This window comes from Rufibacter glacialis (assembly GCF_008271745.1).
In the GTDB taxonomy this organism is placed as follows: Bacteria; Bacteroidota; Bacteroidia; order Cytophagales; family Hymenobacteraceae; genus Nibribacter; species Nibribacter glacialis.
The window spans coordinates 507,690-533,928 of record NZ_VKKZ01000010.1; the positions used below are offsets into that span (position 1 = coordinate 507,690).

Here is a 26,239-nt window from a genome sequence, read left to right on the forward strand (position 1 = left end):
TATCAAGGCCCTTGGTGTCAGCTGAAATAATTACATTAAGTTCGGATAGTGTTGCCATTATGGGGCTACTTTAAGGAAATGTATCTCTCTATTCAACCTCTTGCTTAGCCGCTGTCTGAAGGCCTCCAACTCTTCCTTGGTGGTTACTTTGGGCACCCCGTCAATCTCAGGGAGGGAGTACAGGCTTTGCGGCTTGATGGCTTTCTTGACCCCCATGCTGGTGTTCACCATCATGGTAGAGAGCAGGCGCGTGTGCTCATGCTCAAACTGCCTTCTCACCTCCCACCCATGGTAAAGCATCCAGAACTCTGGCCAGCTTAGGGACCAAAACTCCTTCGGTTTCAGGTTCAGGACACCGTAGGCAATCTTGAAGACCTGTTGCCAGTCTAGGCTACTGTTTTCATTTCCGGAGTCTTTGCCCCCGGTTGGTCGTTTGGGCTTGTGGGCACCTCATTTGTAGCATCAAGCATGACGGTAAAGAACTCAGTCCAGGCCTCCGTATGGTAGTTCATGAAGTCGATAATGTCCGCGGCATCGTCCAGGTCCATGTCAAAAGGCTTTTTCTCCACCCTAGCGCCTTGCTTAAGCGCGCTCCAGACCATGGCCACCATTTCGTCTCCATTGGTCTCCAGTTTTGAGATCCGGTTGTTGCCATCGGCATCTACTGCCATCAGGACGTTATAATCCTTCAGCTCACATTTGAGCAGATGGCAGTATTCGCGGCTTTGGGCCATGCCGAACTTGATAGGGTGCTTCTTCCCGTCAATGGTGATGTGACCGAATTGGATAGGTGTCATAAGGCTAGTGTGTTAAGGTTATAGGTTTGTTTGTGGGGCTGAGAAGGCGCTCACCATCCCTGCAAAGGGAATAGCGCAGTGCCCTCAGGAAAGTAAATGGTAGACAGATGTACTGCCATGACTTTAGTCAGGGCTTGCGCTCCTAAAGTATGGGTTTTCACCCGACTCTGTACCAGGTGAAGCTGTTCCCCGATAAGGTGGCAGGCTGCTACGCCTGAGAGAAAAGGATAAGTAGGGGAATGCCTTCCAATACTTAAACTATTTGTTTTAGTAATCGCGTCCATATAATTGTATTTCAGCAGGTTATATACTACTAAATATAGCAAAAATAATGGACTTTTCCAAAAAAAACAGTATCTTTAACTAGGCAAATGTGTTGCTTGTATAGGTGTAAGGGCGTCTCTGCGATAGTGGAGGGGTCTTTCTTTTGCGAATTCAGGTATACACACAAAATTCAACCTCCTATTATCTACAACACCTATTTCAGAACAATACAATGAAAGTAATCTCAATGATGTTTTAGGTGCCTTTCAAGCATTAACCCCGCTCAACCATAGCTTTAAATACCAACAAGTAAGTATAGGTAAAGGCAATAGAGATGTTTAAATTTAATGATACTATTGGATTTAACTGAGTATGCTATAGTAGTATATTTGACCTTGATTATTATCCTCTCTGTACTCACATCCTTTGCACAGGCAGGTACCGCAATTATGAACACTGAACCAGACACTCTACAGGTGCCACCAGTAGCTGGCACTTCTCAAGTCTCAACTTCTTAATTATCACTTGTTTAGGGAATACACCAGGGATAAGTATTCAAATTAAGAGTAAATACTCCAGGCACCACACTGTATTTAGGAACTCGGAGCCTAGCGTACAGTTTCAATCGCTACTTGACGGAAGCAGCTTGTAAGCTTTAAGTATTCACTTAAGCTTACCTCTACAACAACAGTCAAAGGCCCTAGCTAGCACTTACTACAAGATTATATACAACATTTACATGTCAGTTCATGAAACAGACCTACTCTTTCCTTTTATTCCTCCTTGTGATGGTTCTTGCTTCCTGCTCGGATAAGAACGACCCTGATGCGAACCCTACCCAAGGGGTAAAACCCGTTCCCAAAGGAGCAAGGAAAATAAACTTCGTAGTCGATGGGGCCTATGACCTGAGTAAGACCGAGGTCCATAGTATAATGGACTCAACACTAATGGGAAGTAAAGACGAGGGGCTTTGGGTTCCAAAGGATTATCCGTCAGCTGCATTCTTCCTAGATAACACTTCAGGGCAGATTCTAGCCGTGGTGCAGACGGATACCGTGAGCGAAAAGGTGTTGGTAAACGCCGAGTCGGTTGCTCAAGCCTTACTAACTTTAGTGCCTGCCTACCATTCGCTTACCATTGAGCAACAGGGGAATTTCGAAAGGAATGCTAAGTCGGTAAGGGCTTTTCAAGACTTTGTTCTGCTGGTAGATGTCATCCTTAAGGGTAAAAGGCCCATCTATTCCACTGATCCAGCCTTTGCAGGGAAGTTAGTGGAGCTGAACAGCTATATACTAAAAAATGTCCTCGGTGAGCCCAACCTTGCGGATGGCAAGAAAATGAGGAGAGTTGTAAAACAATTCAAAGATTGGCTTCCACAAAAAGGCGGTGGAGCCCTAGTCAATCAGGTTCATAGCTACGTGTATGCCGAGTTTGTCCCTATAGGTGGAGGCAATACTGTCTCCACCCTCATTGACCCAAATCCTATTCATCTTACCCAATGGGCCTCAAAACCCTTGTCAGAGCTAGGTTTGAAGGATGACTATTACACCGTGAACCTAAACCAAACCCATGAGAAGGCAACTTCCAAAAATTTTTACGAGCTCTCTAGTAGATTAGTTAAAGCGCTGATGGGTGCCATTTTTGGCAGGATGGGCTCGGAAAGCAGAAATGATTGTGTAGCAGCCATCGCAGGGTCTATACAAGTAGATGTGACAGCAACCGTCATGGAGTTAGCAGGAGGAGCAAATCTCTCGGCATTGGACATGTTCAAAAAAGTCGTGGATACTGCTATGAATGGAGTCCTTGCGGGGATAGATAATAAAGGTTGCACCACTATTCTGATGAATAGAGCAGTGATAGCGAAGGCAGTAGTGTCACAAACAAATGCATTATTGAAAGTACTTGAAGGGATCGCTTTTGCCAAGGACGTAACAGAGTTGACCCCCTTTGTGTTGGCCCACATCGATCCGGTGGTCATGTCAAACAAAATGCAGGTCTATAAGGGCAAGCTTGTCCCTGGGTGGGTCGAGTTCAAGGGCATGGCTAGCAGCGTACAGCCTGAGTATGTAGTAAGCTCGGAGGTAAGGCCTGTGGTGGAGACGAAGGTCATCTCATCGTTTGATGAGGTGGATTTAGGGCAGTTTGAGGCTACCTGGATCGTGACGAGTGGGAATGGAGAGATTCTATCCGCCAGAACCCCGACAAACAGTGAGGGTAAAGCCACAAACTCCTGGAAACTGCCTGCCAAAGCTGGCACTTATAGCATCAGGGCGGATATGTTGGATAAAGAAGGGAACGACATGCAGGGATCCCCTATCAGGTTTCAGACTAGGGCCACCGACTGCGACCCAACCCAACCCAATATTCCTGTGATTTCTGATATATCAATTTCGTGTGGTGGTACTGGATTATACTTTGATATTTCTTTTACGGCAGGAGGCCCCGGCATTAGTGCATTTTCTGGTAGTGGTTATTGTGAAGATACATTGTCAAGTTGTTATCCAGTTCGGTTATATTATTCTTTCACAAATCAACCAGATAATAGAATTGCTTATAACTCATATACTGCTAGTCTGTTATCTGGAACGGTTAACAAAGGTGTAGTTCGAATTTATTTTTCACATCCTTTTGGAGCCTGCTCCCGCTTACCTAATTTGACACCTCGTGAATTTCTGGCAGCTGGTTATCCACCAGATTATAAATTTCAGGTGCAACTGATAAACAAATGCAATGAAAGATCAGCACTAGTGTCACTTTAAATAAGATGAAAGATAGTAATACATAACTACATATATACATAAATATAGATTATAGAATGACCAAGAAAAAACCCCACCAAGAAGGCAGGGTTTGCAACATGGCTAATAAAATTGCCGCCCACAACTCAATAAGGATAAGGGGCGGCAGGGGTCAGACCGGCACCCCAGACCGTACCTTGAACACCCTGACCGAGGTGCTGGAGGAAAATAAGAAGCGGATCGAGTTGCTGTACCGGCAGATTGAGAAGGGGGAAACCTTCAACGGGCAGGTAGAACAGGTAAGGGAGCTGATCAAAGCCTATGAGGACTTTGAAGCTCAATTGGAGCAGTACCAGCTGAAGCTGAAAGAGGTCGTGACGGGCACCACCTTCTCCAGTATCGTGGACAGTATGGCCGCAGGGTTCAGGAAAGGCTTTGCCAGTGCTGAGGAAGAAGCGAAATTCTTCACGGAGAATTTTGAAGATATGATGCGGGATGCCATCATCCAAAGTCTGCCCTTTAAGGCGCTGGAAAAGCCGTTGGCTAAATTCTATGAGGAGTTCGCCAAATTCGCTGAGTTGGATGACAATGGGGTAGGCTTGACTGCAGAAGAGATAAAAACTCTAAGAGACACCAATAATGCTATCATAGAGAACGCATCTAAGGAATTCAATGCTTTAAAAGATATAGCAGGCATAAATTTTGGTTCGGGGGCTGGGTCGGTTGATGACCCAAACCAGAAAGGCTTGGCGGGGCAGATCAAGTCTTCCATAACCGAAGAAACCGGGAGTATAATCGCTGGCCAGTTCATGGGCCTTCGCCTGGATGTGAATGGGATCAGGAGGCTGCTAGAAACGCAGTTCACCAATTCAACAGACTATATGCAGTTGGGGATGGATAAACTACGGCAACTGGAGCAAATCAATCGTAATACCCGCCTTACCGCTGAAGAGTTGGTTATCCATACCAGGATCCTGACTAGCCTACCGCCACTGTTGACCAGCATTGACAACGGGGTACGGGCAAGTGAGGCCGCAATCAAAGCGAATGGGGGGTAACATTTCAAATGTGACCTCACATCTTCAAAGAGAGCCCTGCTAAATAGTGGGGCTTTTTTCTGCTTTTTCTTTTTCCCGATACCTTTTTTCCACCGCCGCTGCCTGGGTATTTAAGCTATCCACCACAGCTCTGGGGAGGGCGTCTATCACATCCCTGCCTAATGAATCTTGCAGCCTGAAACCAAGGCTGCGGCCCATCTTGTAGTCCAAGTTTTCATCGGTGATTACTTCCGCTTGAAAGGCCCTCAAAGCCTTCTGGTAAGCCACGGTGTCGTTGATGGCCATGATAGTGTCCTCTTTGACCTCCTGCTCCAACTCAGAACCGGTCAGATTAGGGAGTTCCTGCTTGATTAGGATCGTGTACACCTTGGGCCTAGCCTTCTCTTTGCTGCAGGAAGCCAATATAGCAGTCAGGCCAACCCAGAGTAGTCTATTCATTTGACTGCATCTCTTCCAGGATATTCTTTTCCATTTTCTGCAATTCTGACTTAAGTCGGGTATATCCGTTTGGCTCCTGCAGTTTCTCAGATTCCATTTTTAAATCCAATTCAGAAATAGTGGCCCTTACGTCGGCCAGGTTCTCCTTTAATTTCACGCCTAATACAGTTTGTGCTGTTATACGTTGCGCATCACGCATGAACCCTTCCATATTATCCATGTTTTAATATTTAAAATATTTCACTTAAGATACCACTTTTTCAAATAAAAAGCCCCTCATGTCATGAGCAAGAGGGGCATGCTGTTTACCAATGTTTACCTTTTAAGCCAAACACTGGCAGAGGTAGTCTATCTCCTTATCTTCTTATGCAGTAAGTTGTTCTCCTTTGGCAGCTACAAGAGCGTCAAGAGCTTTGCAGATCAACTTTATTTGAGATGCGGAGAGAACATATTCGTCATACTGTTCCTCTTGCTCGGCGGCGACTGCTGGCGTTGGGAATGTTTTATCAGCCACCATGGAAATCTGCTCCGCAAATGGGGGCACAAAGCCTAAAGGTTGGCCGTAAATGTCTTTGTATTGCAGGCCTAGTTCTGCAGCCTTTTCATCTTCCTCCCACAATTCATAGGTTTCAATTGGAGAAGGGTAGTTTATTTTATCATGATGCATTTTTCCTGCTATGGTCTGTTTGAAGGTAGCCATAGCGCCACTGTCAAAGCCTTCTACAGCATTAAGGATGTTCACTAATGCCGGCGTACCGTGGGGATCTGGTTATTCTCCATCATGAAGGCAAGGGCCCCTAACACCTCCTTAAGGGTTTGTGTCTCGTTGGGCCGTGGCATAAAATGGCGGGTGTTGTCTTTCTCAATATTCATGGGTACGGGTTTAAGGTTAGTATATTTTATGCTGCCCTGTGGAGCAGGGGAGTGTGCCGGATCTGCAAGGCAGTTCCTTCCAGGATAGCCTTAAGCCTTGTTAGCCTTTCAAAGTGTGGCAGGGTGGATCGCTTGCCATTGTTGGCTTTGATGTAGGAAATATGGGAGCGGATGAACTGCTGAGGGTCGGTGATCTTCTCCCAAGGAAGCAGCTGGATAGATTCTGAGGGGAGGGAGGCGTTTTCAAAGAAGCTTTCCAATTCTTCCACGTCCCATGGCTTCAGCTCCTTTACCTGGTAAATGGCAGCCTTCTCGGGTTTTTCAATAGCGGGTTTAGAGGGTTCAACTTCTTTCTCTACTTTTTCGGATGATATGATTTCCTGCGCAGGTGGTAACGGTACTTCATATGTCCGTAGCTTTGTTTCTGTTTCTACTAAATCTTTGTATCTAATCTGAGCTTGTGCGCAGTAGTTGAAGAAGGTAGCGATGGTAAAGGTGTTGTTTCCCTTCAGGCAGGCATTGTACTGGCGGTCTGTCTTGTGGCTGGAGTAATCCGGATGATACTGGCTCACCAGGTGGAAATAGACCCGGCCGTCTTCTCCAAAGGCATTAGCCAGGCTGCACCCGATCTCAAACCAGGCTGTGTATGTGCCGGTAAGGTCTGCCCGGTGCCTTTCTATCTCAGCCAGGCATGCATCTACTTTTTCTCTTTCACTCCCTTTTTCATAAACTCCTGAATAAGTCCTTCTTTCCGGCTTTTCATACATTTGGTAGATAGTAGCCTGGTGGTTGAAATAGGGCTCCTGGTCATAGCTGTACCCGCGGAGGCTGGCGACATTCTTAGGGGCGGGATCCAGGACAATGCCGAAGTGGGCAAAGGCCTTCTCTAGGCTCTCAAAGTGCTGCCGGTGCTTCTCCGGGTAAGCGATAGGGATTAGGCCCCAGAACCCCTTTCCGGAAACAGATAGGCCGCAGTAGGCTACGTTGGGGATATTGCAGATCTGCTGCTTCAGTCCCTGGTAATTGGTGATGTGGGTGTTCTCCTTCCAGTCAATGTCAAACTGCAGAAAGCCACTGTGTTTGATCAGGTGATCCTGGGCTCTCTGGGTGAAGGTGCCGGCTGGGGTGATAGCTGGCAGGGTTGCCTTTATCCTATCGCGTTCCTCCTTCGCTTCCAGAGTACGGATCAGCTCTACCTGCTCCCGGTATTTATCCGAGGTTAGCCACTGTAGCAGGTTCACCTCGGCCGGGTTCTCCGCCGATGTGTAGTTGGCAAAACAACTTACTTGTACGTTTAGTATGCTTTCCATTTAATGCCGGTTTAACTGGTTTAAACTAGGTTAATTGGACTGGTTTAGTGGTTTAAGTGCCTATATGTAATAGGCACATTAAACCAGTCTTCAGACCAGTTTAGAGTTTAGTGTGTAATGTGCTTTGGATGTGCCTTCGATTCCTCCCTTTAAAATCATCTCTTTTGATTGATACCATTGCACAAACTCCTTTACTTTATTAGTCCCTACCTTAGTGCCTAACTCATCAAGGGTAAGTTTGACCTGATGAACCAGCTCGCCATATTTAAGCTCTGGGCTTTGGGAAAACACTTTCTCAAGTATCCCCTTGTGCATATCAACATGCACATCAGCTGGCATTAGTGCCTGCCTTCTTTCATTTCCACCTTTTGAAGAATTCCAATGTTCCACTATGGCAGGTAGACCGCATTCGTCTATTTGGAAAGCGAAGGGTTCAAAATCTTTATCCCTGCAATACTCGGCCTCCACAATAGAAATCTCATTGTTTTGGGTGTCTTTAGTGATGGACAGGACACTCTCTGCTTTATTCTGTAGCTCTGTACCCAAATGGCCCCGGGCATTGGTATCCCCTTTATTTTGGTGCAGAACACAGAGGATATGGATGTTCAACTCCTCCGTCCATTTGAGCAGCTTGCTAGACATCATGGAAGCCTGTTCCTCATCATTTATAGAAGACACTAAATCCCTGATGCCGTCTATCACCACAAACCCAAGGTTAGGCGTGTTGTAAATAGCAAACTCGATGATCTCCAGTCTTTTGGCCGCACCATGCTTCCTTAGGTTGTAGGTGTTGAAATTCAGCGGCCTCTCTAATCCTGATAAGCGAAGCACCCTCCTGGCGGATTTCTGTGAATGGTAAGTCCCTTGCTCTGTATCAAAGAAGATGACCTCCCGTTGCTCTTCCGGTAGTGAACCCTGGATGTTGCCCAACACCGCGCTGTTCTTCACCACTGAGGCCAGGAAAGCCGAAACCGAAAAGGTCTTCCTGCTTTTTGCCTTGCCAATCAGCATAGAGAAATTACCCCCAGTGGCAAAGGCACTGCCTGAGATCCTGATGAAAACTAGAGGGGCTGGTAATTCAACTTCCAAGTCAACCTTCGCCGCTTGTAGTAGTCGCAACAATGGAGGAGTGCTAGGGGGATTAAAGACAGAACTGGCCAGATCCGGGGTGATATTCACCTGATGTTGGAATGGTTGCTTGGCGAGTTTGTCTAAAGGCATGTTCTGGGTCTTCAGGTGGGTACTTGGGTGGGTTATCATTCCGGATAGTTTTGGTCTAACAGAAAACGTGTGGGTGCCGTATCTTGACTACATCTGGAATGAGGGTCAAACCTTTGTTGCCTGCCTCGTCTACCCACTGCCAGGTGTATTTATTTATCTTGATCATCAGGCTCACTTCTGGCGCTGCCATGCATCTTTTGCGTTCCCCGGTCTTGGGGTTTACCATGTTATAGTAGACCGCAAAAGCAATCGCATCGGGGTTTTTGAAGGCAAGGTCTTTAAGTGGCATGGCAATGTCTTGTGGGTCACCAAGACCTATCTGTGTTGGAGTGCCTTTGTTCCCTTCCACCCGGCCAAACAGCGAGTCTTCCTGAATGGAATATTTCACCACCCCCAGGTCTTTGAGAAGGATATGGATCTCGGCCTCCATATATCGGGTGGCTCCTTCATTGCTTTGATAGGCAGGCTTGGGAATATCAAAATAACTTCCCACCCAGGGAAGCTGGTTGTCTCCCTCTACTGCTTTGGAGTTTCTCAAAACTGGCAGCCTGAAGGAACCCCCATGAGCTGGGGATTTGATTTTAGTCTTGGTTTCCATATCTTTGTCTTGCTTTTATGATTTAATAATTGGTGAGAGAGACGGCTGCAACCGTCTCTTTTGCATTAGCGGGCAATCCCCAGGAACCGCCGCACTTCCATTTCTGCCACCCGATAGCCTTTGGACTTCCCCAGGGTAGGGCCAAGTTTGATCTTCCCTTCGTTGATCAGGTTGTCAACTGTGGCTCGGCAGCACTCCAGGCGTTTGGCGAGTTGAGGGATGGTGTACACCCTGTTCCGGAACTCTTCTTCGGCCAGCTTCCCGGCTAGCTTCTCGGCCGCAAGGTGAATCACCTCCTGTTGCCCCTCCTCATTTAGGATAAGCTTTGCCCCGTTGTGCGAAATGATGACTTCTGCTTTCATGTGCTGCTATGGGTTAAGGTGCTCTAATCTGATAATGAGGCTGAGGATGCGTTCCCTTGCTTCATCCGGGGTGGCATACCAACTGCAGCATGCTTTTAATTTAGTGAGGTAGTATTCCTTCAGGTCTTCAATCTCCTCGGCAGTGGCAGGCACGTCCCGGAGGTAGATCCCTTTGAGGTAGTCATAATCCTGCTGGTTGATCATCTTCCTATTGGAGAGTTCCTTCCCCATGAGCAAAAGGGTGCAGGCGGGGTCTTTCATAGCAGAGAGCCGGAGGTCTATCCTTTGCCCGGGTGTCAGGCGCGTCGCGACACTGAGGAGGCCTGTAGGGCGTTGCTGGACTTCCATGGCTAAGGGATGATGGGTTTGAAATGATCCAGTTTCAGCAGGAGGGAGTGAATTCTTTTCTCTGCCACCTCGGGGCTGGAATAAGAGGGGTGCGTAGCCATGAGCCTTTCCAGGAACCAGTTAGAGAAAGAAGCCATATACTCAGGCTTCATTTTCTGCCACTCATGGCTGTGCCTGCTGTTTTTGTCATACCCCCCGCCGGCCTGGTTCCAGATGAAGGCGTAGTTCTCCTTGAAGTCCATCTCTCCGATGCGGTACAGATCCTTGGCCAGCACGACCATACGGGCTGTCACGGAGTAAGGAGCGAGGTTTCTCCTGTGGGAGCGGGTACTGCGAAGGTCTTCTAGCCTGGCCCTGAGCTCCTGTTTCTGGAAGTAGGAGTCCAGCATGCCTTGTAGCCTTTCACGCAGTACCTCCCCTTCCTCGGCGCCCGACTCCTGAAGGCGCTTAAGGAAAAGGCCATAGTCTTTCCTGGAGAGCCCGGTAAGGGAGGCCAGCTTATCCAGGGCCCTTTTGCCGTGCTTCATGTTCAGGGCCACCATCCGCTTCTCAAAGGCAGCTTCCTTAACTTGCTCTTCCCTTTTGTGGGCCGGCTTAGCAGTTAATAGAGCACTTTTGATAACTGAATTCCTTGTGTTTGAAGAGTGGAATGATTTGGTTGTGGGTTGAGTGATTGACTTTTTGAAAGGAGTCAACAATGTACTGCGTTGAATTATTTGGGTATTCATGGCTTTGTTTATTTTAGTTAAATGTTTGAATTAATGTAACAATTGGTACTATTGGGCGTTAAAAGAGTGTCTGCGGCGTCCTGCCGAACTATCACTTAAGCACCAACTAACTTCTTGAGTAAATTCTCCTCGGCTTCCCGGGCTGCCTTTGTTTCTGCAGCCAGTTTGATTGCTTCCGAGTAAATCTTATTCCCCTTAATCTCCCCGCTCACTACGTCATAAACCCGTTGCCTGCTTTTCAGGCCACAGCGATCACGCAGTATCTTTCCATAGTTTTCTGGCATTAGGTCTTTAAGCCTAGTGGGAGAGGTGTTGCAGCTGGTAGGCATAGGACAAGTATTTGGTGTATATTTGTTTTTGAGCGATTTGTTATACAATTATAAAGTATTGTTTACATACAAACAAAACAAAAGTTTATTTGGAGAAACAATTCTTTAAAAATATTATATAAATGACTATAAATGAGCGCATTAAAATTTTGATTAATTTCTACTGTGGTGGTAATAACTCTGCTTTTGCTAGAAAAATAGGTATCTCAGCTCCGTTGGTTGGAACTTATTTACCGGCTGAAGAAGGAAGTAGTACTAGCAAAAGAGTGAGTGTTCCAGGGTATGAACAATTGTTTAAGATTTTGGAAGCATTCCCAGATGTATCGGCAGAATGGTTGATTAGGGGAGAGGGATCAATGTATCTTACAACCTACCAAGCTCAAATTGTAAGCGGTAAAAGTCATAAACAATATATAGAGGGTATCACCAAAAATGGATATGTTGATAATCTGCCTTACATGCTTTTGCCTTTGAAGGAAATGAGCGGGAAGGATATTAGAGTTTTTGAGGTCCTTAATATGGATTACATAAGGCCACTACACTCTAATTCTTTTGTGATTGCCCAAACTAGTAGCTTTATGAATTCCTTTTTAGTAAAAGGACATCCATATGTGTTTGTTACGAAATCAACCATATATGTTGGCCGATTCTTGGAAAGGGAGGATAATAAGATATATTCACAGGTGGGTACTCCAGATACTGGAGGGGAGCAAACAAGGAGTGTGGATGTAGATGAACTTCTTGAACTGTGGGAGGTGAGGTCTGCCATTATATCTAAGTTCCCTCTAAATGTAAAAATTAGTAACGTGGAGACAGCTTCGACGGAAGAGTTGATTAATATGAAAGAGTGGTATGAAAAAAGATATCCAAAAATGACAAAAAACGATATAATACAAACCCTTATTGAGCGTGTACGAGAAATTGATAATCACATAGTAATGCAAGAGATGTCAGTAACTTACCTAAAAAGGGAGAGATCAAATATGCTTTTGTTGATGGATGTCATGGGTATTGCAAGAGAGTAGTACATGATTATGTTAACCGTTCGAACAATTCATTCTATAAAGAATCCCTGAACCTCCAGAATACCACAAACACTATCACCAGCAACAACCCCATCAGAAAGTATCCCCTTCTATCCAGTTTCTCATCTTCCTCTCCACCAAACAACAGGTGGGCCAACTCATCCAGGAAAGCCTTTACAAGTCTCTTCATAACCCCCATTACGGCCAAGCTTCAAGAATGGCCAATGCTCACCTTCCCCTGGCCCAGGTTCGATCCCATTTGGAATCGAACCAACGTGCACTTGAGTATCAGTGTGTTAGCCTCTGCCCTTAAAATTACCCAGAGAAAGACTCTGAAGGTTGGTTCGAATCCGCTCGTTACCTCAACACAAGCTATTGTCCGGTTCCTGCGAATCAGGACTGGCCTTCCCTTCTATGTCTCCCCAATTCTGGGGAAACCCCCTTGATCCATTTTTCACCTAAACCCCGGCGAGAGTCGGTTGAACAGCTATGCAAAAATTACCAGAGCATTTCCTCACTTTAAAGTTTAAGTACAATACTGATGTCCCTACTTCTGATATGCTTGATGATTCGCATGCCGTCGATAAGCTGAAGTGCGACATTATTTTACAGCCAATGGATGATCCTAATGGCGCGGTTAAGATTGGGTATATAAAGTTTTATTATTGCAATTTAACCCTAGCCTTAAACAATGGTCTGAGCTCCTTTTGGGCAGTTGACAACTTCTCAGCGTTAGCCTCATGGTTTATTGATAAGGAAACAGATGATTTGCGAGAAGAAATAAAGAACCAGGTAGGGGAGGCGTTCTTTGACAATATCTTGTTGGGAGAAGAATTTGTCATCTACCCGGAGTTCAGGGGAAAAGGATTTGGAGAGGAGACATTGAGGGGCCTTGTCAAGCATTTCGAAGGGAGGTGTGGGTATTTTGCCTTTAAGAGCTTTCCGCTGCAGTGTGAGCCTTTGAAGAGTACTTATAGACCATTTTGGTTCAGAAAAAGGTTAAGACTTGATGACTTGGTTCAAGATCGTAAGGTGGCGCAAAAGAGTATGAACGCTTTCTATAAAAGGTGTGGTTTTACCGCCCTGAAGAAGGAGCCTGATTACTTTATTCGTAATATGTGGCCGGTATAGCGAATTTATGGTTAGCTCACTTCTGCCCCAGCCGCTCAAAAGCTGCCAGGGTCTTGGCGAACTGCTCCCGATCAGCGTTCCTGACATACACCTGCGTGGATCTGGGGTCTTCATGGCCCAGCACATCTTGCACCGTGCGGTCATCGGCCCCGCCCTCAAACAGGTTGGTCGCACAGGTGGCCCGGCAGCGGTGACAGGCGGCCACTTCCCACTTTTCAAACATAACTTCCACCCTTTCCCCTTTCCGGTACCTTACCCGCTTGATAGGTGAGTTCACCCCGGCCAGCCGGCATACTTCCTTCAAGGCGTCATTAAGTTTCTGGTTGGAGGGTACTGGTAGGAGTTTCGAGGATCTATCCGCGTATCTCTCTATGATGGCCAGAGCCTCCTCATCTAAGGCCACCCGGCAAGGGTCTTGCCTGCGTTTACCATTCTTTATCTGGTAGTACTCTAATACCTTAATCTGGCGCCCATCAGGCAAATCAAAGGTATGCAGGTCGCTCTTCTCCAGGTTCTTCAGGTCTGAGTGGCGAGGGCCGGTCTTGAACATGAACAGCATGAGGTCGCGGGCAAGGGCAAGGGTTTCCCGTCTTGTGCGCTCATTCTGCGCCCGCAGTTCCTTGGGTTTGGCGCCATCCTTCTTCGGCAGGGTCATAAGCTGCTCCTTTGGCATCTGCTCAGGATTGAAGGCCCTGATTAACGTTTGCTCTTCTTTCGTGAAGACAATCCCCCTGGAGCCTCTGGTGCGTTTAATTTTGAGCCACTTCCCAGAAGTGCTAATCCCGGCCTGTGCCAGAACGCTCCTGATAAACCCTATGTGTTTGTTGGCGGTGGAATCAAATATTTCTTCCTCCTCTGCAAGGTAGTCCCGGTAGTCGGCAATGAATTCCTCTGTTATCTTCTCAGCGGTAAAGGGGCTCCCATAGAAAGCCTCCAGATGTTCCAGTACCCGGGCTCCATGCCGGATGTGTTTGTCAGAAAGCTCTGTTCGGTTATTCTTTGCCCATATCTCGTACCAATCCCGGAAGGTAACAGGCTTTCTTTCCATTACCTTGCCGGTGGCACCTGTTTTAGACTTGTCCTTGGCGATCAACTTCTCTGGGGCTATGTCAGCCAGCACAGACTGCTTTAGTTCGGTGGGAGACACCGGGGTACGGTTCACCCGGGCTATCTCCAGCTGTTGGCCTACTACCAACTCAAAGCGGCGCAAGTGGTTGTTGATCACCTTGGCGTCCTTTTGTTTGGTGCCCACCTTTTGCCCCTCCTTGCTGAAATGCTCTGCAAGGCAGGAGTATCCGGTAGACATCCGGAGCTCATGGCGGTCGCTGGAAGAGTCCCTCAGCCAGGGAGAACGGATCTCTGCATAGATGGCCTGTTCGCCGTTCTTGTTGACTTTGGTGTGCAGGTAGAAGCGAGTCTCCATGTCGGTGTGCGTGGAAAGTGTGCGTAATGGTGTGCGTGAATGGATAGGTATTGATGCTAAAGTATGAATAAAAAAGGCGTATCGAAAGCTCTTGAAGAGGTTTTGTTTCCTATTGATTCCTATAGAGTTAAAAGGGTTCGGGTCTCCCCCAGCGCACTTTTAAAAAGTCAGCTTCTTTGGAAGCTGACTTTTTGTTTTACGCCCCTTTCAAAGAAAAAGAGCAGAAAACGCGCATAAGCACACCACCGGCGCCGGCTCATACGTGCCAGTGAAGGCCATTCACCCTGAGTAACCGGTGCCACCGCTTGTGCTCCGGTGACCGTATGGCGTGAAGTGCCATCTTCCGGTCCAAGTTTCTGGCTTACCTCAGGTCTTTATCACCCCTCCCTTTGTTGTCGCACGCCCTTGCCGCCGCAAGTCAATTAGGGCAGTTTATCAGAAAGTAGCGCTGAAACTACCTGCCTAGATTTTAAGCTCCTCCCAAAGGAAGCTGAAGTGGCGTGTATCTTGCGGGGGGCACTCTTGCGTACAAACCCAAAACAACAAGCGTTGCCTATGGAGGACAGGGTGGAACAGTCTGGTAAAAAAACAGGTGCTTTTCTAGCGGTGGTCTCGCTGCAGATGGTGGTGGCGTGGCTGGTGTTCATAGGGTCGGCGCTCCTGTTTTTCTGGATGGCCACGGTGGTGTTCGTGGAGCAGGAAAAGAAGCTGGACCAGGCGGCCTTCGCCTTTGCCGCCGACCTCACCGACCCAGAGACCACCGACGCCATGTATTTCATCACGTTTTTCGGGTCAAAGAATTTCCTCATCTTCGGGTCCTTGGGGCTGGCACTTTTTTTCCTGGTTTTTGAGAAATGGCGCTTTTACTCGCTCAAGATCATTGCCATCTCGGCCACCACCACGCTTTTCAACCAAACCATGAAGTTCCTCTTTGGGCGTCCCCGCCCAGAGACGGCCTTTCTGGAGCAGGGCGGCAATAGTTTCCCCAGCGGGCATGCCATGATTGGTGGGGCGTTCTGGGGGTTGCTGGTGTACCTGGTCTGGACCAACGTGCGCCCGCGGTGGCTCAGGTGGGTCTTGTGCGCGCTGCTGGCCCTCTGGATCTTCCTCATCGGCTTTAGCCGAGTGTATTTGAACGTGCACTATGCCTCAGATGTGCTGGCCGGCTGGGCCGCGGGCATTTTCTGGCTTATTCTGGCCATCTACCTGCTAAACAGACTGCAGCGCCGGTTGGGCCGAAAGGTGGAGAAACAGGTAGAGCAGGAAGTCTGAAAATCCGTCTATTCCCTCAGAAAATATGGCCCTTCCAGCGCGGCGCGCACCAAAGAAGTCTTTCTGGTGGGTTTTGTAAATAAAAATGGCAATTTTACGTCTGCAACAGACAACACTATTCTACAGATTCATCTGTTTAACGAGCCTTATATGATTATTACGCCCAGAGTACGCGGCTTTATCTGCCTCACTGCCCATCCTGAAGGATGCGAACAGAACGTAGTAAACCAGATCAACTATGTGAAATCTAAAGGAACCGTAGAGGGCCCTAAAAAGGTGTTGGTGCTTGGCGCTTCCACCGGGTTTGGCTTGGCTTCCAGAATCACCAGCGCCTTTGGCGCCAATGCGGCCACCATTGGGGTTTACTTTGAGAAACCGTCGGCGGAGGGAAAACCCGGATCACCAGGCTGGTACAACACCGCCGCCTTTGAGAAACACGCCCATGCCGCCGGCCTGTATGCCAAGAGCATCAACGGAGACGCCTTCTCTGACGAGATCAAGCAGAAAACGCTGGATTTGATCAAGGCCGACCTGGGGCAGGTGGACCTGGTGATCTATTCCCTGGCATCGCCGCGCCGGGTGCACCCCAAGACCGGAGTGGTGCATAACTCCGTGCTGAAACCTATTGGCCAGACGTTCTCCAATAAAACTGTTGATTTCCATACCGGCAACGTGACCGAGGTGAGCATCACACCTGCCTCTGAAGAGGATATTGACAACACCGTGGCCGTGATGGGTGGTGAAGACTGGGCCATGTGGATTGACGCCCTCAAAGCTGCTGACCTGTTGGCGCCGGGTGCTACCACGGTTGCCTATTCTTATATTGGACCAGCCCTCACAGAGGCCGTGTACCGCAAAGGAACCATTGGCCGCGCCAAAGACCACCTGGAGGCTACCGCCTTCAGCATCACCGACACTTTGAAAGACCTGAACGGGAAAGCTTACGTGTCAGTGAACAAAGCCTTGGTAACGCAGGCCAGCTCCGCTATTCCGGTTATTCCGTTGTACATCTCCCTGTTATACAAGGTGATGAAAGCCAAAGGAATCCATGAAGGCACCATTGAGCAGATCCAGCGCTTGTTCCAGGAAAGATTGTACACCGGAGGCGAGGTTGCCCTGGATGAGAACGGTAGAATCAGAATTGATGACTTGGAGATGCGCGAAGACGTGCAGGCTGAGGTAGCCGCCCTATGGGCCCAGGCCACCACTGAAACGCTTCCTGAGATTGGCGACCTGCCCGGCTACAAGACCGACTTCTTCCACCTGTTCGGGTTTGAGGTAGAAGGGATTGATTATGAGAAGGACGTGAACGAGGTGGTGGAAGTACCGGGTTTGGTATAACCCCACGTTTTCAGAGGCTGGTTTACCCCGTCTTTTTCCTGAAACACCGCTAAAACAAAGGGCAGATTTCCACGTGGAAGTCTGCCCTTTGTTTTAGCGGTGTTTTTCTGATTTCAGCCCGAAAAGGGGCTCACTCAATGGCGGCCAGTTCCTGCTCATATAACCGCCGGTTCTCCTCGTCAAACACGACAAAGAGCACCTGTTTTGGAAGAGGGTGCTGTTGCAGGAAATCCACCACGGTGCGCACCGCCACGGTGGCGGCTTTGTCTTTGGGGTAGCCATACACCCCGGTGCTGATGTTGGGGAAAGCGATGGTTTCCAGATCCTGCTCCTGGGCGAGCTGCAGGGAGTTTCGGTAGCAATTGGCCAGGATCTCTGGTTCCCGCTTCTGTCCGCCCGTCCATACGGGGCCCACCGTGTGGATGACGTGCCGTGCCAGAAGGTTGCCCCCCGTGGTAATGACGGCCTCGCCGGGGGAACAGCCGCCCTGGCGGGCCACGATCTTACGGCAGGCTTCCAGAATGGCAGGGCCGCCCGCCCGGTGAATAGCACCGTCAACGCCGCCGCCGCCCAGCAGGCTGGAGTTGGCCGCGTTGACAATGGCATCTGCCGTTACCTTGGTGATATCGCCCTGGAGGAGCTTGATTCTTAATGAGAGGGAGCCAGAGTTAGCCATAGCGTTTTCAGGTGGTTTTTGAGAAATCAGGCCTAAAAGGGGTTGTAAAGTTTACTGGGCAGAAAAGCAGACCGGTGGGTTTCGCCTTCCCGGTAAGTTAGCATTTGATCTGCACCCGCAGGGCTTTGAGGCCGCTGACACCCTGTAAATCCTCCACTTCCAGTTGTTCAATGCCCTCGGTCAAGACGTCTTTGTTTTGCAGGTATTCAATGTATTCCAGGTACTCATTGGCCTCGCGGGCCTGGGAATAGACAATGGCGATCTTACCGGGTTGGGTCAGGCGCTCTTCAGTGTCCCGGATGAGGGCCTTATCAATGCGCTTCTTCACAATCTCATACCGGATGTTGTAGGCCCCGTCCACGTCAAACTTGCGCTCGTCTTGCCGGAACTTGATGGCCAGGGGCTGGCTGTGGATCAAAATGAGTTGGGTCGTTTCCAGGGGTACTTTCAGCTGCGGTTTAAGGGCATGCGTGCGGCGGGCCACCTCACAGACCACCATCAATTGCCAGAGCCGCAGGTTGCGCAAAAACATGAGGTCAAACGGCTGGTTCCCCACCAAAGACTGGCCCACGTAGATGTTGAACTCCACCCCGTCGGTGACAAACCGCTCAAAGTAATGCGGGTACATCTCCTGGGCCGTGAGTTCTTCCTGTTCCAGGTATTCGGTGATGGTCTCGTTGATGAGGGTGAGGCTTTCCTCAAAGGCCTTGCGGCGTTTGTAAAGAATGCCCAGGTGAGGGTCCATGGCTTCGCGGTAGGCCTGAATATACGTGACCAGGTCTGGGTGCGTAGCCTCCAGGAACTGGAACATAGGCTCTACCTGCGTACGCAGGGTCTCAAAGATCATGATGCCGTCCTGCACCAATACCCCTTTCTTCAGCTGCCGCAGGTGCTTGGCTACGGAAAACCGCAGCTCATCCAGAATGGGCAGGGAATGTACTTCCACAGCTTTTTTCAATACCAGCTCAGCCAGGTGCAGGTGTTCCATGAGGTCACCCAGAATGGCGGTGTTACGCTCGGTGCTGGACCCGCGCACGTCTGCCACGGCATAGAGCGGGTACACGTCTGAAAACACGATGGGTTCCATCTCTGGGGTAGGGCCGCCGGGCGAAGCGTTCATCTTCTCCAGCAGGTTCAGGGCTGCCTCTCTGAACCGCCATTCCAGAATGGGGTGAATGGCCGTGAATTTCTCCCGGATCACTGACTGTACCCGCGCCTCAATCTCCTCTGAGTTGCGGTTCACGGCCACGGAGAACAACGGCAGAAACTGCTCTACCTTGGCAATGGAGAAGTTGTCCAGGTCACCAGGGTTGGGCGAGCCCAGTTCCAGAATGCCAATGGGTTCATCGCCGTAGCGAAGCAAGGCCAGCACAATGTTCCGGATGCCCATGCTGAGCATCTCCTCGCGCACGCCCTCTGGCAGCTCATGGCTGGTTTCCACGTTCTTGACCACCAGCGGCACGCCCTCTACCACCAACTCATCATAGATGGCCTTGAAACCGGCGTAACTGGAGCTGGTGATCTCGCTCTGCAGCAGGAAGCTGTGGTTGATCTTATTGCCGAAGTTCACGAAGGCGCTCTTGTTCTTATGGAAAGCCGCCACGCCCAGCTGCAGGTGCGGCCGCTTGAAGAGAATCCTGATCTTTTCCTGCAACTGCTCAAACCGGTCAGGCGCCAACATGACATCGCGCTCCAGCAAATCGTTTTTGAGGGATGAAAGTACCTCTTGATCGGTCACGTCTACCAGGTTCATGATGTAGAACCCGCTTACCTCAAAATGCTCAGGAGGCAGAAGCTCCATCCAGATGTCCATGTCCCGGATGTCCTCCAGCATGGTCTGGATATCGTCTTCTGAAAGCTTGGGAAGCTCCTTGATAGGGGTGATGTCCAGGAACATGGTGTTGAGCACCACGTTGTAGTGGCGGTACAGCCCCAGCTGGTAATCCGGTACGGTATAGATCAGGAACTCCTCGTGCGGTACCTGCACCTGGTAGAATTTCTCCAGGATCATGAGGTACAACATGCGCACCCGGTTGAACAGCATGCCATGCTCATCAATGTTGAGCGGGCGCTTGAGGTGATTATGGTCGTTGAGAATGATCTGCTTGAACGGCTGGGTATGGTAAAAGCTGGCGTCATACAAGGGCCCCACGGCGCCGCTGGCCTCAGACTGGTGCGTGGCCGGTGGAAAAATAGCCGTCATGAGCAGGTCAATAAGGCAATGGTGCCGCGAGTCAAGCTTGGTGAGGTCAGTGATGGGCTCCAATAACTCAGGCAGTTCTTTCAATTGCCGGTTGATCTCCTGCGCGCACAGCATGAAGCTGCTCTTGCAGTCATCCTGAAACTGCTGCCAGTAGGTGATAATGGGTTTAAGGCTGAGATGTGCCTTGAAGGGAAAAGACGAAACGCTTATTTGGAAGTGATTGGATTGCATACAGGGCTTTAAACGGAAAAATCATAAGCCAGATACAAAATAAGACAATCTGTGGTATTTGTAGCCTACCCACGTAAAGTAAGCGGTTTTACAGGCAGGAAACCTAGGTATTTCTGAGGCAACGGCCAACTACCTACCTATTGTCATTTGTGACCCGGTCAAGGAAAGATCCCGGCTAGGATTCAAAGGAAAACGCTGGTTTTAAGCCTGTTTTCTGGGAAAAGGGCAGAAAACGCAGAAGCCTGCCTTGAAAGAGGCAGGCTTCCTGTCCATAGAACCTAATAGGAACTATTTAGAGGGCAGCACCACCGTGTCTATCACGTGCGTAACCCCGTTGCTGGAGATGACATCTGGGGTAGAGACGTGGGCGCCGTTGATCATGACCATGTTGCCTTTTTTGCTCACCGTAAGGGTCTGGCCCTGCACCGTGGTTAGTTTCTGACCGTCTTTCAGGTCTATGGCTTGCAACCTGCCAGGTACTACATGGTAGGTGAGGACGGAGGTGAGTTTGGCTTTGTTCTCTGGTTTCAGCAGGGTTTCCACTGTGCCGGCCGGAAGTTTGTCAAAGGCGGCGTTGGTAGGCGCGAAGACGGTGAACGGACCGGTGCCCATGAGCGTTTCGGCCAGGCCGGCGGCTTTCACGGCGGCTACCAGGGTGGTGTGCTCACTGGAGCCCAGCGCGTTGGCCACAATGTTCTTAGAAGGCACCATCAGGGCCCCGCCAACCATAACCCCTTCTTTCTTGCCCATGGCAGAGGTGGTAGACTTAGTGGTGGTGGTAGTAGTTTGGGCAGAAGCCGAAAGGGTGCAAAAGGAGAAAGCGCCCGCTAAGGCAAAGAAACATAAGGACTTTTTCATCTGGTTTTGTTTGATGGTTAGGTAAACAATGCCTCATGTACGTCACCAATTCTCCCACTGGATTCTAACCGATAAAAAATACTTAGGCAACCTTCTTCCTACTCGACCTATGAAATAACCCGGCATCCTGTTTTCTGCCTGTTTACAAGAAAATGCCTCCTAAACAGGCGCTAGCTAAGTTTCTTGGTTTAGGCGGGAGCGGGAAATCTACTCCTGGAACAGCACCAGCATAGAAACCGGAGGAATGGCTATCTGGTCCTGCACCAGACGGCCTCCTTGCAACTGGACGGCCTCCCCTTCGGCGGCCACGGTCCATTGCCCCTGCAGTTGGACCTCTATGGCGGTTTCGCGGCTATTGTAGTACACCAGAATGTTCTTCCAGGAATCGCCGTGGGCGTGGTCTTTCAGCAGGAAACCCACTAAGCCCGGCTCAGAGGGGACAAATGCCAGGTGCCGGTTCACCATTTCAGAAGTGGGCATAAAGAAGGCGGGGTGGGCTTTGCGCAGGGCAATGAGACCTTGGTAGTAGGTGAACACCTCCTGGTGCGTTTCTTTCCAGCCCCAGTTGATCTGGTTGAGCTCATCTGGCAGGTTGTAGCTGTTGTGTTCGCCGTTTTTGGTGCGCAGCATCTCGGCCCCCGCGTGCAGGAAAGGGACTCCCTGGCTCGTGAGCACGATGGCGTCTGCCAGAAGGTGCATCTTTTGGAGCAGCTGTGGAGAGGCGTCTGGCCGGGAGATTCTCAGTTTATCATAGAGGGTGAGGTTGTCATGGCAGGAGGAGTAGCTCACAGCTTGCCAGGGGGCCCGAGCCCAGAAGGTTTGGGAGTAGTTCACCGCCTCCAGGTCTACCTGCGCATGGGCCACACTGCCGGCTACGCCGAACTTAATAGATTCCTCGGTGTTCTGGGCGCCGCTCACAAAGCCGGTGGAGGCGTTGTCAAACACTGATCCTTTAATTGCATCCCGGAGGTCATCTGAGAAGGCAGCAGTGTGCTGGAGCAGGTGGGTGTTGGTTTTCAGGGCTCTTACGTGGTCCGGCAGAGGGCTGCTGCCGGCGGTCCACCCTTCGCCGTAAATGAGCAGATGGGGGTTGATTTTCCTGAGTTCAGCGGAGAGCAGGTTCATGGTTTCCAGGTCATGGATGGCCATGAGGTCAAACCGGAACCCGTCCAGGTGGTACCCCTTCGCCCAGTACTGGCAGGACTCTATCATGAACTTGCGCATCATGGCGCGTTCGCTGGCCGTCTCATTGCCGCAGCCTGAGGCGTCTGAGTAGTGTCCGTCTTCTTTCTGGCGGTAGTAATACTCTGGGAACTCCAGGTTGAAAGGGGAGCCTTTGGTCAGGCCGGTGTGGTTGTAGACCACGTCCAGCACCACCCCCAGGCCCTGGTCATGGAACCCTTTCACCATCTGCTTGAACTCCCTGATCCGTACCTCGGCCCGGAAAGGATCAGTGGAATAAGAGCCTTCCGGTACGTTGTAGTTCAAGGGATCATAGCCCCAGTTGTAGGGTGGGTTCTCTAATACGGTTTCATCAATGGACATGTGGTCAAAGGCAGGCAGCAGGTGCACGTGTGTGATGCCTAGCTCCTTGAGGTGGTCTATGCCGGTGGCCAAGCCGCTTTCTGTTGTGGTGCCCTTCTCTATCAATCCAAGAAACTTACCTGGGGTAGCGCTGCCGGAAGAGGCATGGGAGGTGAGGTCGCGCACGTGGGCTTCCCAGAGAATAGCTTCATTGGGGTGTTTCACGGGCGGGCCTTTGTCCTGGTCCCACCCAGGCGGGTCCGTAGACGCCAAATCCAGCACCATGGCCCGATGGCCGTTCACACCCACTGCCTGGGCATAAATGCCGGGCGTCTCGTCTAGCCAGTGGCCGTTTACCTTCACCTGGTAGGTGTAGTATACGCCGTGCAGGTCCTGGTGCACCGTAAGGCTCCAGACTCCCTTTTCACCTTTCACCAGAGCCAGTTTTTCCTGCGGGGTACCGCCTTGGCCCGCTTCATACAGCTTCACCACTACTTCCTCGGCCACGGGTGTCCAAAGCCGGAAAGTGGTTTGCTGGGGCGAATAGGCTAACCAGAGGTTGGCTTCTACCGGGGTAGGGTACTGGTCAAATCTATGGGTTAGGGTCCAGGTGGCGGTGGCGCTCATCGGTTTAAAAAGAAAAAGAGGTGGCTAGCATCTTGCAACCTTGAGGGATACAGCATGGATACCCAAAGGGAGGCTAACTTTCCCATCCTGGCCTGCAAGAACCTGTAAGGTAGCATAAGTAGGCTTATCTTCTGCTTTTCACCCCTGCCAGAAGTCGGAAAGGAATTTAGCGGTCGTTTTGGCAAAACAAGCGCCTAAACAGAAGCCCGTGTTGCCAAAGAAGAACACTTACCCTTCCTGCGTCTTGATTCGGCTGGAAAGCACGATCACCATCACGCCCATCAGGGCGATGGTGGCAAAGGAAAGGCGCAGGCTGCTCACGCCCGCCAATAACCCAATCAAGGGAGGGCCCACCAGAAACCCGGCAAAGCCGATGGTGGTGACGGCCGCCAGGGCCATGCTGGGCGCCATGGTGGTGGTTTTGCCCGCCACGCCATACACCAAGGGCACCACCGCTGAAACTCCGGCCCCTACCAACAGGAACCCCAGAATAGCCGCCCACAGGTTAGGGAACAGCACCGCAATCAGCAGGCCAATGACCGTGAGCAGTCCGCTGGCTTGCAGCATGCGTTTCAAGCCTAGTTTCATGGTCAGCCAGTCCGCAATAAAGCGGGTGAAGGCCATGGTGCTCAGGAACGCAGTGTAGCCGGCGGCCACCCAGGCTTTCTCGGCGCCTACCACTTTCTGGAAATAGACGCCGCTCCAGTCAAACATGGCCCCTTCACAGATCAAAGAGCAGAACGCGATCAACCCCAGCCCCAAAAGCGATTTGTCTGGTTTCACAAACAAAGGCTGGTCTGCGGGGCGCGCGGCATCTTTGGGGAACGTGTAAGGGTAGGCAACGGCTACGCCAGCCACCACCAGCCCCAGGATAAAGAAAAAGTGCGACAGCAATTCTACCTCTGCCCCAATCATGAGCGTGCCAATGGCCGCGCCAAAAAAGCCGGCCAAGCTCCAGAGCCCATGGAAAGACGCCATGATAGATTTATTATAGAGGTTCTCCACGGCCACGGCCTGGGTGTTCACGGAGATATTGGCCATGTTGCTGGCAAACCCGAACAGAAACAGCACCGCCACCAGATGCAGAATGCTCTGGCTCATGCCAATCATGATCAGGGTGAGGCTGTAGAGCAACAAGGCAATGGTGACTACTTTACGGCTGCCTACTTTAGAGGTGAGCCAGCCCGTGAACGGCAAAGAGAGCATGAGGCCCACAGGTAAGGCGAAGAGTACTCCCCCTAGCTGCGCCTCAGAAAGGTGTAATTTCTCCTGAACGGTGGGTATGCGAGAGCCCCAGCTGGAAAAACACAGGCCGTGCAGGAAAAATAAGGCACCCACGGCGAGTCGGTGGGCTTTTCTGGAAATAGGAAGCGAAATGGGAGAAAGCATGGAAAAACAAATTCTGGCAAAAATAGAGGATTCTTCGGCAAGGAACTATTAGAAGATTTTTGCTGTCCGGGGTAAACCAACGTTTCTGAGGGAGCTGCCGGGGCGGAAACCACCCTGCCTGCGAGAGTCCCCGGAGACCGGAAGCCATTCTTACGTGCCAATGTTAGAAGTCCATGCCTAGACAGCAACCAGAGGAGATCACCGCTTCGCGCTTAGAGGAGATGCGGACCCCCACCGGCAAAATTTTTCTGCAGATTGACCTGGCACCCCAGGAGCGGTGGATCTACAACAACTGGATTGGGTACCCCACCCATGAAAACGTGGCCAAAGGGGCCATGAAGTACCTGGATTGGATGCAGGCCAAAGGCCTTTCCGCCGTCTTGAACGACAACCGCCAATTGGTGGGCCGCTGGGATGGCTCTATAGATTGGCTGGAAAAGAACTGGATTCCCTATGCCGTAAAAACAGGGCTCAAATTCTGGGCCCATCTGGACAACCCCGGCACCCTCTCCGTGAATTCCGCTGATCTTCTGATTGCCCGCACCCGGGGTAAATTTGAGGTGAAGATCTTTGATGACCAGGCTGCCGCCGAACACTGGCTCCTGGAACGGCAAAAAGCCAAGCGCTAATCCGTCTTCGTGAAAAAAAAACTGCCCCGCCCCGGTTGTCTTTCCTTTGCAGGAGCAGCCGGGGCGGGGCAGTTTAGGAGGTGTTTTACTTAAAACAGGCGTTAAACCTGGCTTATTTGGCGGCGCCTTTCAAGATGGTGAGCATGTTCATTTCAATGGTAGGGTAGGCAGATTCCACAATGCGACCCACTTCTTTGCCGTCACGGAGCAGGATGAACGTAGGCACGGCAGTGATACTGTCCCGTTTTTCCTCGCCGGTAAGGCTTGATTTGTCTTCGCGCAGGCTGATCACGTTAAACTTGGCATGCGGAAACCGGGCAAAGTCCAGCACTTTGTAGAAGCGGGGCAGGTCGCGCTGGCTGTCCAGGCACCAGCTGCCGGTGTAGGCTTTCACGGTCACGTTCTCCAGCAGCGGCTGCAACTCCTCCATGATCTTCTGGTTGGGCTGGTAGCGCTGGTAGGTGGGGTGGAACCAGGTGCTGTAGGGTGCGTTCTCATACGCCTCGCGGCCCGTGGTGCCTACCAGAATGTTCTCGTTCCCGGCCTTGTTTTTCTCTTCCCGGTTTCTGGTCAGGTCAAGGCCCGTTTGCCCGGAGGCAGAATACCCAGACTGTTCTGTAGCAGAAGACGAAGTCATAGCCGGACGGGTGCAGGAAAAAGCTCCTAGAACTAAAAAGGCGAAGAATAGCGGGCGAAAATCCATTTTCATGGTACTTTGAAAAATTAAAGGGTAGACCTGCAGGGGAAACGAATTTTACCGGCTAAAAGATATCCGCCGGCCAATGAATCCATCGCTTTTGTCTTCAGATATTTGGCGAAAAGCCCAGAGCAAGGTTCTGTGAAACC

At 50.4% G+C, this 26,239-nt stretch carries 28 protein-coding genes; 7 read left to right on the forward strand and 21 right to left on the reverse strand.

Annotated elements, in window-relative coordinates; genetic code table 11:
• Nucleotides 1–57: 57 nt before the first annotated feature.
• Together FOE74_RS03000 and FOE74_RS03005 are read right to left on the reverse strand one after the other, a co-directional pair.
• Complete coding sequence (locus FOE74_RS03000) at nt 58–300, reverse strand: hypothetical protein (protein ID WP_229726140.1); 243 nt, start codon at nt 298–300, stop codon at nt 58–60.
• 86 nt (nt 301–386) lie between these two features.
• The gene (locus FOE74_RS03005) at nt 387–797 is read right to left on the reverse strand and encodes a hypothetical protein (protein WP_149097108.1); all 411 of its coding nucleotides are present in this window, start codon (nt 795–797) and stop codon (nt 387–389) included.
• 1,013 nt (nt 798–1,810) lie between these two features.
• On the opposite strand from FOE74_RS03005, the gene FOE74_RS03010 reads away from it, so the two are divergent.
• Nucleotides 1,811–3,820, forward strand: coding sequence for a hypothetical protein (locus FOE74_RS03010; RefSeq protein WP_149097109.1), 2,010 nt, complete (start codon nt 1,811–1,813; stop codon nt 3,818–3,820).
• Nucleotides 3,821–3,918: 98 nt separating this feature from the next.
• Nucleotides 3,919–4,857, forward strand: coding sequence for a hypothetical protein (locus tag FOE74_RS03015; protein WP_149097110.1), 939 nt, complete (start codon nt 3,919–3,921; stop codon nt 4,855–4,857).
• A gap of 39 nt (nt 4,858–4,896) precedes the next feature.
• Here FOE74_RS03015 and FOE74_RS03020 read toward each other — a convergent pair whose 3' ends face one another.
• The 11 genes from FOE74_RS03020 to FOE74_RS03065 all read right to left on the reverse strand — a co-directional run bounded on the left by FOE74_RS03020 (nt 4,897) and on the right by FOE74_RS03065 (nt 11,019).
• Nucleotides 4,897–5,223 carry a hypothetical protein gene (locus FOE74_RS03020; RefSeq protein WP_192576583.1) on the reverse strand — a complete coding sequence of 109 codons (327 nt, stop codon included), beginning with the start codon at nt 5,221–5,223 and terminating at the stop codon, nt 4,897–4,899.
• A gap of 64 nt (nt 5,224–5,287) precedes the next feature.
• Nucleotides 5,288–5,515 (reverse strand): hypothetical protein, encoded by a 228-nt coding sequence (locus FOE74_RS03025; RefSeq protein WP_149097112.1) that lies wholly within the window; start codon nt 5,513–5,515, stop codon nt 5,288–5,290.
• 144 nt (nt 5,516–5,659) lie between these two features.
• A complete protein-coding gene (locus FOE74_RS03030; RefSeq protein WP_149097113.1) occupies nt 5,660–6,037 on the reverse strand; it encodes a hypothetical protein in 378 nt (125 codons plus the stop codon).
• Nucleotides 6,037–6,168, reverse strand: coding sequence for a hypothetical protein (locus FOE74_RS21535; protein ID WP_262713738.1), 132 nt, complete (start codon nt 6,166–6,168; stop codon nt 6,037–6,039). Before FOE74_RS21535 ends, FOE74_RS03030 begins: the two co-directional genes overlap by 1 nt.
• 26 nt (nt 6,169–6,194) lie before the next feature.
• Nucleotides 6,195–7,478 carry a DUF6965 family protein gene (locus FOE74_RS03035; RefSeq protein WP_149097114.1) on the reverse strand — a complete coding sequence of 428 codons (1,284 nt, stop codon included), beginning with the start codon at nt 7,476–7,478 and terminating at the stop codon, nt 6,195–6,197.
• A gap of 90 nt (nt 7,479–7,568) precedes the next feature.
• The gene (locus FOE74_RS03040) at nt 7,569–8,699 is read right to left on the reverse strand and encodes an AAA family ATPase (RefSeq protein WP_188686307.1); all 1,131 of its coding nucleotides are present in this window, start codon (nt 8,697–8,699) and stop codon (nt 7,569–7,571) included.
• Nucleotides 8,700–8,754: 55 nt separating this feature from the next.
• The gene (locus FOE74_RS03045; protein WP_149097116.1) at nt 8,755–9,297 is read right to left on the reverse strand and encodes a hypothetical protein; all 543 of its coding nucleotides are present in this window, start codon (nt 9,295–9,297) and stop codon (nt 8,755–8,757) included.
• 65 nt (nt 9,298–9,362) lie between these two features.
• Nucleotides 9,363–9,659 carry a helix-turn-helix domain-containing protein gene (locus tag FOE74_RS03050; RefSeq protein ID WP_149097117.1) on the reverse strand — a complete coding sequence of 99 codons (297 nt, stop codon included), beginning with the start codon at nt 9,657–9,659 and terminating at the stop codon, nt 9,363–9,365.
• A gap of 6 nt (nt 9,660–9,665) precedes the next feature.
• Nucleotides 9,666–9,920 (reverse strand): hypothetical protein, encoded by a 255-nt coding sequence (locus FOE74_RS03055; RefSeq protein ID WP_225840606.1) that lies wholly within the window; start codon nt 9,918–9,920, stop codon nt 9,666–9,668.
• Between the two features lie 89 nt (nt 9,921–10,009).
• Nucleotides 10,010–10,549 (reverse strand): hypothetical protein, encoded by a 540-nt coding sequence (locus FOE74_RS03060; protein WP_149097119.1) that lies wholly within the window; start codon nt 10,547–10,549, stop codon nt 10,010–10,012.
• Between the two features lie 281 nt (nt 10,550–10,830).
• Nucleotides 10,831–11,019 carry a hypothetical protein gene (locus FOE74_RS03065; protein ID WP_188686303.1) on the reverse strand — a complete coding sequence of 63 codons (189 nt, stop codon included), beginning with the start codon at nt 11,017–11,019 and terminating at the stop codon, nt 10,831–10,833.
• Between the two features lie 167 nt (nt 11,020–11,186).
• On the opposite strand from FOE74_RS03065, the gene FOE74_RS03070 reads away from it, so the two are divergent.
• On the forward strand, nt 11,187–12,089 hold the full coding sequence (locus tag FOE74_RS03070) for a hypothetical protein (protein WP_149097121.1): 903 nt from the start codon (nt 11,187–11,189) through the stop codon (nt 12,087–12,089).
• A gap of 34 nt (nt 12,090–12,123) precedes the next feature.
• Here the strand turns inward: FOE74_RS03070 and FOE74_RS21140 are convergent, their stop codons facing one another.
• The gene (locus FOE74_RS21140; protein ID WP_188686300.1) at nt 12,124–12,279 is read right to left on the reverse strand and encodes a hypothetical protein; all 156 of its coding nucleotides are present in this window, start codon (nt 12,277–12,279) and stop codon (nt 12,124–12,126) included.
• Between the two features lie 299 nt (nt 12,280–12,578).
• Between FOE74_RS21140 and FOE74_RS03075 the strand changes: the two genes are divergently transcribed.
• Nucleotides 12,579–13,220, forward strand: a complete 642-nt coding sequence (locus tag FOE74_RS03075; protein ID WP_149097122.1) for a hypothetical protein — start codon at nt 12,579–12,581, stop codon at nt 13,218–13,220.
• A gap of 16 nt (nt 13,221–13,236) precedes the next feature.
• Here FOE74_RS03075 and FOE74_RS03080 read toward each other — a convergent pair whose 3' ends face one another.
• Nucleotides 13,237–14,643, reverse strand: coding sequence for a tyrosine-type recombinase/integrase (locus FOE74_RS03080; protein ID WP_149097123.1), 1,407 nt, complete (start codon nt 14,641–14,643; stop codon nt 13,237–13,239).
• 555 nt (nt 14,644–15,198) lie between these two features.
• Between FOE74_RS03080 and FOE74_RS03085 the strand changes: the two genes are divergently transcribed.
• The gene (locus tag FOE74_RS03085) at nt 15,199–15,915 is read left to right on the forward strand and encodes a phosphatase PAP2 family protein (protein ID WP_149097124.1); all 717 of its coding nucleotides are present in this window, start codon (nt 15,199–15,201) and stop codon (nt 15,913–15,915) included.
• Between the two features lie 150 nt (nt 15,916–16,065).
• Nucleotides 16,066–17,256, forward strand: coding sequence for an enoyl-ACP reductase FabV (fabV, locus tag FOE74_RS03090; protein WP_149097125.1), 1,191 nt, complete (start codon nt 16,066–16,068; stop codon nt 17,254–17,256).
• Nucleotides 17,257–17,386: 130 nt separating this feature from the next.
• Here fabV and FOE74_RS03095 read toward each other — a convergent pair whose 3' ends face one another.
• The 5 genes from FOE74_RS03095 to FOE74_RS03115 all read right to left on the reverse strand — a co-directional run bounded on the left by FOE74_RS03095 (nt 17,387) and on the right by FOE74_RS03115 (nt 24,764).
• The gene (locus FOE74_RS03095; RefSeq protein WP_149097126.1) at nt 17,387–17,932 is read right to left on the reverse strand and encodes an O-acetyl-ADP-ribose deacetylase; all 546 of its coding nucleotides are present in this window, start codon (nt 17,930–17,932) and stop codon (nt 17,387–17,389) included.
• A gap of 97 nt (nt 17,933–18,029) precedes the next feature.
• A complete protein-coding gene (locus FOE74_RS03100) occupies nt 18,030–20,366 on the reverse strand; it encodes a GAF domain-containing protein (protein WP_149097127.1) in 2,337 nt (778 codons plus the stop codon).
• 288 nt (nt 20,367–20,654) lie between these two features.
• Entirely contained in the window at nt 20,655–21,224 is a 570-nt protein-coding gene (locus FOE74_RS03105; RefSeq protein WP_149097128.1) for a fasciclin domain-containing protein, read from the reverse strand.
• Between the two features lie 207 nt (nt 21,225–21,431).
• Nucleotides 21,432–23,375 carry a type I pullulanase gene (gene pulA, locus FOE74_RS03110; protein WP_149097129.1) on the reverse strand — a complete coding sequence of 648 codons (1,944 nt, stop codon included), beginning with the start codon at nt 23,373–23,375 and terminating at the stop codon, nt 21,432–21,434.
• A gap of 228 nt (nt 23,376–23,603) precedes the next feature.
• Nucleotides 23,604–24,764 carry an MFS transporter gene (locus tag FOE74_RS03115; RefSeq protein WP_149097130.1) on the reverse strand — a complete coding sequence of 387 codons (1,161 nt, stop codon included), beginning with the start codon at nt 24,762–24,764 and terminating at the stop codon, nt 23,604–23,606.
• Between the two features lie 173 nt (nt 24,765–24,937).
• On the opposite strand from FOE74_RS03115, the gene FOE74_RS03120 reads away from it, so the two are divergent.
• Nucleotides 24,938–25,393, forward strand: a complete 456-nt coding sequence (locus tag FOE74_RS03120) for a hypothetical protein (protein ID WP_149097131.1) — start codon at nt 24,938–24,940, stop codon at nt 25,391–25,393.
• A gap of 112 nt (nt 25,394–25,505) precedes the next feature.
• On the opposite strand, the gene FOE74_RS03125 is transcribed toward FOE74_RS03120, so the two are convergent.
• Nucleotides 25,506–26,030: a thioredoxin family protein gene (locus FOE74_RS03125; protein WP_192576585.1), complete on the reverse strand. Its 525-nt coding sequence runs from the start codon at nt 26,028–26,030 to the stop codon at nt 25,506–25,508.
• Nucleotides 26,031–26,239 lie beyond the last annotated feature (209 nt).

Excerpts from the sequence above, each read along its gene's own strand:
- FOE74_RS03000 (WP_229726140.1), bottom strand. The coding sequence starts at position 300 with ATGCTTTACCATGGGTGGGAGGTGAGAAGGCAGTTTGAGCATGAGCAC.
- FOE74_RS03005 (WP_149097108.1), bottom strand. The coding sequence starts at position 797 with ATGACACCTATCCAATTCGGTCACATCACCATTGACGGGAAGAAGCAC.
- FOE74_RS03010 (WP_149097109.1), top strand. The coding sequence starts at position 1,811 with ATGAAACAGACCTACTCTTTCCTTTTATTCCTCCTTGTGATGGTTCTT.
- FOE74_RS03015 (WP_149097110.1), top strand. The coding sequence starts at position 3,919 with ATGGCTAATAAAATTGCCGCCCACAACTCAATAAGGATAAGGGGCGGC.
- FOE74_RS03025 (WP_149097112.1), bottom strand. The coding sequence starts at position 5,515 with ATGGATAATATGGAAGGGTTCATGCGTGATGCGCAACGTATAACAGCA.
- FOE74_RS21535 (WP_262713738.1), bottom strand. The coding sequence starts at position 6,168 with ATGAATATTGAGAAAGACAACACCCGCCATTTTATGCCACGGCCCAAC.
- FOE74_RS03035 (WP_149097114.1), bottom strand. The coding sequence starts at position 7,478 with ATGGAAAGCATACTAAACGTACAAGTAAGTTGTTTTGCCAACTACACA.
- FOE74_RS03040 (WP_188686307.1), bottom strand. The coding sequence starts at position 8,699 with ATGCCTTTAGACAAACTCGCCAAGCAACCATTCCAACATCAGGTGAAT.
- FOE74_RS03045 (WP_149097116.1), bottom strand. The coding sequence starts at position 9,297 with ATGGAAACCAAGACTAAAATCAAATCCCCAGCTCATGGGGGTTCCTTC.
- FOE74_RS03050 (WP_149097117.1), bottom strand. The coding sequence starts at position 9,659 with ATGAAAGCAGAAGTCATCATTTCGCACAACGGGGCAAAGCTTATCCTA.
- FOE74_RS03055 (WP_225840606.1), bottom strand. The coding sequence starts at position 9,920 with ATGAAAGACCCCGCCTGCACCCTTTTGCTCATGGGGAAGGAACTCTCC.
- FOE74_RS03060 (WP_149097119.1), bottom strand. The coding sequence starts at position 10,549 with ATGGTGGCCCTGAACATGAAGCACGGCAAAAGGGCCCTGGATAAGCTG.
- FOE74_RS03065 (WP_188686303.1), bottom strand. The coding sequence starts at position 11,019 with ATGCCAGAAAACTATGGAAAGATACTGCGTGATCGCTGTGGCCTGAAA.
- FOE74_RS03070 (WP_149097121.1), top strand. The coding sequence starts at position 11,187 with ATGACTATAAATGAGCGCATTAAAATTTTGATTAATTTCTACTGTGGT.
- FOE74_RS21140 (WP_188686300.1), bottom strand. The coding sequence starts at position 12,279 with ATGAAGAGACTTGTAAAGGCTTTCCTGGATGAGTTGGCCCACCTGTTG.
- FOE74_RS03075 (WP_149097122.1), top strand. The coding sequence starts at position 12,579 with ATGCAAAAATTACCAGAGCATTTCCTCACTTTAAAGTTTAAGTACAAT.
- FOE74_RS03080 (WP_149097123.1), bottom strand. The coding sequence starts at position 14,643 with ATGGAGACTCGCTTCTACCTGCACACCAAAGTCAACAAGAACGGCGAA.
- FOE74_RS03085 (WP_149097124.1), top strand. The coding sequence starts at position 15,199 with ATGGAGGACAGGGTGGAACAGTCTGGTAAAAAAACAGGTGCTTTTCTA.
- fabV (WP_149097125.1), top strand. The coding sequence starts at position 16,066 with ATGATTATTACGCCCAGAGTACGCGGCTTTATCTGCCTCACTGCCCAT.
- FOE74_RS03095 (WP_149097126.1), bottom strand. The coding sequence starts at position 17,932 with ATGGCTAACTCTGGCTCCCTCTCATTAAGAATCAAGCTCCTCCAGGGC.
- FOE74_RS03100 (WP_149097127.1), bottom strand. The coding sequence starts at position 20,366 with ATGCAATCCAATCACTTCCAAATAAGCGTTTCGTCTTTTCCCTTCAAG.
- FOE74_RS03105 (WP_149097128.1), bottom strand. The coding sequence starts at position 21,224 with ATGAAAAAGTCCTTATGTTTCTTTGCCTTAGCGGGCGCTTTCTCCTTT.
- pulA (WP_149097129.1), bottom strand. The coding sequence starts at position 23,375 with ATGAGCGCCACCGCCACCTGGACCCTAACCCATAGATTTGACCAGTAC.
- FOE74_RS03115 (WP_149097130.1), bottom strand. The coding sequence starts at position 24,764 with ATGCTTTCTCCCATTTCGCTTCCTATTTCCAGAAAAGCCCACCGACTC.
- FOE74_RS03120 (WP_149097131.1), top strand. The coding sequence starts at position 24,938 with ATGCCTAGACAGCAACCAGAGGAGATCACCGCTTCGCGCTTAGAGGAG.
- FOE74_RS03125 (WP_192576585.1), bottom strand. The coding sequence starts at position 26,030 with ATGACTTCGTCTTCTGCTACAGAACAGTCTGGGTATTCTGCCTCCGGG.